Raw genomic sequence first — 6,000 nt, forward strand, 5'->3', positions numbered from 1 at the left:
GCTATAGGGTACAAATTCGCTAACTGTGTTCTGCTAGCCAATCAAAAATCTTTCCTAGCTGCTCCAAGTCAACGAAACCATACTGCCAAAGAAGCATCGGTAGTGGCCCATTTTCTAATTCACGGTGTCGCAGAGCTACAGCAATATCGGCATTTGAAAGTTCAAGTTCGTTGTGCAAAAAAGTGAGGAGTCTTATATCTCTATTCCGAGTCGCCATAAATGATTGAACTTTCAATTTCTAATTTGGGAAAAGAATTAAAAATCATAATTTCCAATTTATAGTTGGAGATTTTGCCTTTTTAATTGTTGCTATTGTCAGGGAAAGTTTAGATTTACTAGAAGAAATAAAATCTAAATCCCATCTAATCCATCTCAGTCTGCAATAAATTCTGCAAGCATACAGTAGCTTCAAACTCTAAACCTATTTGAGCTTTGTGCATCTATGGACAAAAGGGATAAAGTGCAGCGATTTCGTCATGAATTCAAGATTAATAGACGCGATTAATCCCTGTAATGCCAGCAACGCTCTAGCCATTCTAATAATTCCTGACGAGAACCAAGAAGCTGCATAACTGTACTGCGAATTAGAATCGCTTCCAGTAAATTGTTCACTTGCACTCGTAAAGAACCATCGGGGGGACAAGAACTATTTATTTTTAACTCTTGCAGTCGGTGATAGATTCGCCAGCGATCGCTCAAAGGTATCTGCAAAATGTGATTTGTCATTTGTCCTTTGTCCTTTGTCATTTGCAAACGATTAATGACTCTTAACGCTTAAAGCTTGCAGTTGTTTTTCGAGTTCTTCAACGCGCGAGAGCAAAGAACGAATCACGGTTGCTTCCACATCGGGGAGCTTTCCATGTTCTAAAGGAGAAAGGCTGGCGTTTTGATTTCGGGAAATAATTCGACCGGGAACGCCCACAACTGTGCAATCATTGGGGATATCCCGCAAGACAATGGAACCTGCGCCAATACGGACGCGATCGCCAATTTGCAGATTACCCAAAACTTTCGCACCCGCCCCAATCACTGCATTTTTGCCCACTGTGGGATGACGCTTACCAGTTTCTTTACCAGTTCCGCCAAGGGTAACGCCCTGGTAAATCAATGTAAAGTCGCCGACGATCGCAGTTTCGCCAATCACAACACCCATTCCGTGGTCGATAAACACGCCCTGGCCAATCTCTGCACCTGGGTGAATTTCAATTCCCGTCAAAAATCTTCCCAAATGGGAAATTAAACGGGGGATAAAACCCACTCCTCGACCATCTAACCAGTGAGCAAGACGATGCAAACAGAGTGCGTGCAATCCGGGGTAGCAAAATACCACCTCTAGCCAATTCCGTGCTGCGGGATCGCGCTCAAAAATAATGCGAAAATCACTCAATAATGGCTCAAAAAAAACGCCTGAGAGTAAATTTTTCAGCATGGATCTATGTGCAGAATCCTGCGTTTTGGTACTGGGGGGATCGCTAATACTGTCTAGAGACTGTTGCATCGGTAATGTCTATCTGGTAAAAGATTCATCTGCTATTTTTATGCTTATATCAGGTGACTTCCAACTCGATACCAAACCCGATACTGATTGGATTTATTGGATTGATTATAGTTGTACTCAAACGCCAAAACCCCGACTTAACATCAAGTTAAAATTTGTCTGGGGTTAGGGGCGCTAGTATTTAACGATAGGGGTACTAGTATTTTGAGGGCGGGGGGTAAGAATTTCTGTTCACGCTACAAGAAACTTTATCCGTAAGCCTTTGCTAAGATTTAGTCAAGATATTTTGCAATATATTAAGCTGTACTCAGATGCACTCAAACATGAGTTATATGAAGCTACAAATATATTTTTTGTATATGCTACTACTATTAGTATCCTATTATTTGGTTGGGCGAAACATGGGTTTCTTTATTTTTTTTTAGGATTTGCTGTCTGTATGCAGATATACGTTTCAAAATATAGTTATAGCTCGTAGTGAATATCTTATTATATAGATGTGTTGAAGGAAAACATTTCATTTCAATAAGTGAAGTGCAAAAATAACTACTGGCCGATTTGTAGGATATATATTTTGATATGGCTAGAAACTAACTTTGAATACTTTCATTATTTTTCAATTGTTCTAAATAAACAGCAACCGATATCATAATGCTGTTACATATTCGTTAAGAATAGTTACAAATTCTTAACTCAAGGAAATATTTTTTATGTCAGTTTCACTTGAAAATAATGCACCACATCGGGTTGTTATTGTTGGTGGTGGTTTTGGTGGACTGTATGCAGCAAAGGGTCTGAATGCAGGGAATGTAAATGTTACTCTCATTGATAAACGCAACTTTCACCTATTTCAGCCGCTTTTATATCAAGTTGCCACAGGTACGCTATCACCTTCTGATATTTCCGCACCATTGCGATCTGTATTTAAGAAAAGCAAGAATACAAAGGTGTTGTTGGGAGAAGTAAGTGATATTGATCCAAAAGCCCAACAAGTTATTTTGGGTGATAAAGTAGTACCTTATGATACATTAATTGTCGCCACAGGTGCTAACCATTCCTATTTTGGTAAAGATCACTGGGAAAAAGTTGCTCCTGGTTTGAAAACTGTGGAAGATGCGATAGAAATGCGTCGCCGGATATTTGGCGCATTTGAAGCAGCAGAAAAAGAAACTGATCCAGAAAAACGGCGTGCTTTCTTGAATTTTGTGATTGTGGGGGGTGGCCCGACTGGTGTAGAATTAGCCGGTGCGATCGCAGAATTGGCATACAAAACTCTCAAAGAAGATTTCCGCAGCATCGACACTTCAGAAACGAGAATTTTACTATTACAAGGGGGCCCTCGCATCCTCCCACACATGGTGCCAGAGCTATCGGCATCAGCAGCAGTAGCTTTGCAAAAGTTGGGTGTAGAACTCCACACTCACACTAGGGTGACAAATATTGAAGGTGGTATCGTTACTTTCAAGCAAGGCAATGAATTTACAGAAATTGCCTCAGACACTATATTATGGGCAGCAGGTGTTCAAGGTTCCGCAATGGGGAAAGTCTTAGCAGAAAGTACAGGTGTAGAGTGCGATTACTCTGGGCGGGTAATTGTAGAACCTGACTTGTCTATCGAGGGTTATGACAACATTTTCGTAATTGGAGATTTAGCTAACTTCTCCCACCAAGATAGTAAAGTCTTACCTGGTGTTGCACCCGTAGCTAAACAACAAGGAGAGTATGTAGGTAAACTAATTCAACGACGGCTTCAAGGTAAGACTTTGCCACAATTTCGTTACAACGATGTGGGTAGTTTGGCGATGATTGGGCAAAATTTAGCTGTTGTAGATTTAGCCTTCCTCAAACTCACAGGTTTCCTTGCTTGGGCATTTTGGCTATTAGTTCACATCTACTTCTTAATCGAGTTTGACACCAAATTACTAGTAGTCTTTCAGTGGGCGTGGAATTATATCACTCGTAATCGTCGCTCTAGATTGATTACAGGTAGAGAAGCTTTTGTAGAACCAAAAACTGTTAATGATAGGGTGCAAGAGCCTTCTGTGACACCTCTGTAACTTTAGGTATCACAGCATTAGTCAATGACGGTACAAGGTTATTGTATTGATGAGTCCTGTGTGGTGGTAAATCTTGGGCGAAGATTGCTGTTCCAAGAAAAGAATATGGGATGAGATACCGCCCTAAGCAATTTTGGCAATTTGGCATTTCATGACTTCGAGCTACTGTTTCAATGGAGATATCAACACAACGGGACAGTAAAGAAGTTGTACGGGGGATAAGGTAAAACTTTCCGCTTCTGGTGTCCCAGCTATGCCAGTTGTCAAATGAGTGCTGTAGAAAAGCTCTACATAAATGATACAGCGCTCAACAGGGTTCAGTTCCCGCTCTGCAACTGGCTAGAAATCAACAAAACCAAATATAGCCAAGATGCCAAAACCCTTGTCAGCACTATTAGAGGTTGTTTGAAAAGTGGTTTGTTGTGCTTTTGAACTCCATTATTACCCCCCTTAATCCCCCCTTTTAAAGGGGGGAAACCGGAAAATCCAGTTCCCTCCCCTTTACAAGGGGAGGGTTAGGGTGGGGTAATAATGGAGTTCAAAGAGTCTTTAATGAGTATCAAAGACTCTTTAATGAGTATCAAAGACTCTTTAATGAGTATCAAAGACTCTTTAATGAGGTTCAAAGACTCATTAATGAGTATCAAAGGCTCATTAATGAGGTTCAAAGAGTCTTTAATGAGTATCAAAGACTCTTTAATGAGGTTCAAAGAGTCTTTAATGAGGTTCAAAGACTCATTAATGAGTATCAAAGGCTCATTAATGAGTATTAATTCATTAAGAACTAGATGCAGCTTTTGTCGGTCTACCTTTGATAGCTTTAAAGCGTTCGCCCAACTGTTCAGCGACAGTTTTTAAGCCTGGAGTCTTTTTCGATGCTGTTTTTACGTAGTCATAAACTGTCAAACTGCTAATCATAGCTTCACTACCGACTGCCATTAGGGTATCATCGACTTGTTCGGCGAGTTGTTGCACTGAGATTAAAAGTTCAGTAAGCGCAGTGGCTAATTGATAATCCCGGACAAGTTCTTCAACGTCAAAAGTGGGTGGAAGAATTTCGCGGTTAGACTGAGCAGCTGTGACGCTATTGTTTACAAAGGCTAGGCTTTTATCGCCCATTTTTAGCAACTTCCGCCGTTCTTCAGTGCTGAGAGTAATCAGAAAGGGCATCTTTTTTTGAACTGTCTGTAACGCAGCTTTAATTTCTTGGATATCTTGTGGCGAAAGGGTGGCTGCAATATTTTGATAGGGCATTATATATTTACCTTGGGAGTTCTAATGGTGAAGTAGCAATAGTTGCTAAGTATATAATTCCCATTGTTGAATGCGATCGCACATCATAACCTATTTATTTATCTGTTTTAGAAAATTTGTAGGTTGGGTTTAAGGTCGTGAAACCCAACAAAACCCGAAAATGTTGGGTTTCGTTCTTCAACCCAACCTATACCAAAGCTGGATATAAATACTCGCATAGATGGGCGGCGCGATCGCAAACTAAACGCCGCAGTTCTGCATTAATATATGGACGAGACATTTTGAATACTCACTTAGGGTTAACGTACTGATTAGCTCTTGCTAGACTTTGGTGGTATTCACAGATGTGTTCATCAGCTACCCCTTTAATTTCTCAATTTTATGCAACTTCTAAAGATTTCCCTAGCGTTTTAGGCTCTGGTAGAGTTTCACCATCAGCCAAAGATGATTCAATCAGCATCTCTAAAACTTCCTGAGCATTTTTAAAAGCTTCTTCATAAGTTTCTCCGTGAGTGTGACAAAATTCTCCCCATTCAGGAAGGCTGACAACAAAACACTCATCTTCATCAGACCACTGAATAATTATTGTGTAGTGAGAATTCATTCTTTTTTTCCTCTTGAGCATTCTTGATTTCTTCTAACCTTTGAAGTGCATTATTAACGTCTTTCTCTTGGTAAGCTTTAGCATCACTTCCGTCTTTACCTGATATAGTAACTCTTCCAGGTAGGAGAGGATGATACCAATTAGTGTGGCTACCTTTACCAGGACGGTAGGTAAACCCTGCTTGCGACAATAAACTTTTGAGTTCTCTTATTTTCTTGGGCATATACTCAGCTTACATTTACCCTTCCCACTGCTTTAACTTCTTCTGAGCATACTCCCGCACTTGCTCATCTGGGTCATTCTCTGCGCGATCGCACAACAGTGGTAAAGTCTGCTCATGCTGAGGAAATTGCTTGATAATTATTTCCAGTGCAATGCGCCGAGGGTTGGGGTTATAGGGAGGTTCATGGCTACCTTTAAAGGCATTATCGACAGCGCACTGGTAGTAGATGTCAAACAAATCAGCGTGATATTTAAAGTGTTTAGCTAATTCTTGGACTGCTGCATATCGCACATTGCTGTCATCATCCTGGGTAGCGCGTTCTTTGAGGATGGTTTTGGTGTCGGGGTCATCTTTGAAGTTCTGG

The 6,000-nt window shown here is 40.6% G+C and carries 8 protein-coding genes; 1 reads left to right on the forward strand and 7 read right to left on the reverse strand.

What is annotated here, in order from left to right; genetic code table 11:
- Window positions 1-19: 19 nt before the first annotated feature.
- From V7K42_RS17255 to cysE, 3 genes are all read right to left on the reverse strand, one after another.
- Entirely contained in the window at window positions 20-217 is a 198-nt protein-coding gene (locus tag V7K42_RS17255; RefSeq protein WP_334918121.1) for a DUF2949 domain-containing protein, read from the reverse strand.
- A 284-nt stretch (window positions 218-501) separates the two neighbouring features.
- A complete protein-coding gene (locus tag V7K42_RS17260) occupies window positions 502-726 on the reverse strand; it encodes an Asr1405/Asl0597 family protein (RefSeq protein WP_334887946.1) in 225 nt (74 codons plus the stop codon).
- 31 nt (window positions 727-757) lie between these two features.
- The gene (cysE, locus tag V7K42_RS17265) at window positions 758-1,498 is read right to left on the reverse strand and encodes a serine O-acetyltransferase (RefSeq protein WP_334918124.1); all 741 of its coding nucleotides are present in this window, start codon (window positions 1,496-1,498) and stop codon (window positions 758-760) included.
- 710 nt (window positions 1,499-2,208) lie between these two features.
- Between cysE and V7K42_RS17270 the strand changes: the two genes are divergently transcribed.
- Window positions 2,209-3,555: an NAD(P)/FAD-dependent oxidoreductase gene (locus tag V7K42_RS17270; protein WP_334918126.1), complete on the forward strand. Its 1,347-nt coding sequence runs from the start codon at window positions 2,209-2,211 to the stop codon at window positions 3,553-3,555.
- Between the two features lie 777 nt (window positions 3,556-4,332).
- On the opposite strand, the gene V7K42_RS17275 is transcribed toward V7K42_RS17270, so the two are convergent.
- The 4 genes from V7K42_RS17275 to V7K42_RS17290 form a co-directional block, all read right to left on the reverse strand.
- Window positions 4,333-4,809, reverse strand: coding sequence for a hypothetical protein (locus tag V7K42_RS17275; protein WP_334918128.1), 477 nt, complete (start codon window positions 4,807-4,809; stop codon window positions 4,333-4,335).
- A gap of 379 nt (window positions 4,810-5,188) precedes the next feature.
- The gene (locus V7K42_RS17280; RefSeq protein ID WP_193195421.1) at window positions 5,189-5,413 is read right to left on the reverse strand and encodes a type II toxin-antitoxin system HicB family antitoxin; all 225 of its coding nucleotides are present in this window, start codon (window positions 5,411-5,413) and stop codon (window positions 5,189-5,191) included.
- A complete protein-coding gene (locus V7K42_RS17285) occupies window positions 5,376-5,636 on the reverse strand; it encodes a type II toxin-antitoxin system HicA family toxin (RefSeq protein ID WP_334918133.1) in 261 nt (86 codons plus the stop codon). Before V7K42_RS17285 ends, V7K42_RS17280 begins: the two co-directional genes overlap by 38 nt.
- A 15-nt stretch (window positions 5,637-5,651) precedes the next feature.
- On the reverse strand, window positions 5,652-6,000 hold a 349-nt coding region (locus V7K42_RS17290), incomplete at its 5' end, for a HEAT repeat domain-containing protein (protein WP_334918135.1).

The sequence above is a fragment of the Nostoc sp. genome (genome assembly GCF_036917455.1).
Taxonomy (GTDB): domain Bacteria; phylum Cyanobacteriota; class Cyanobacteriia; order Cyanobacteriales; family Nostocaceae; genus Nostoc.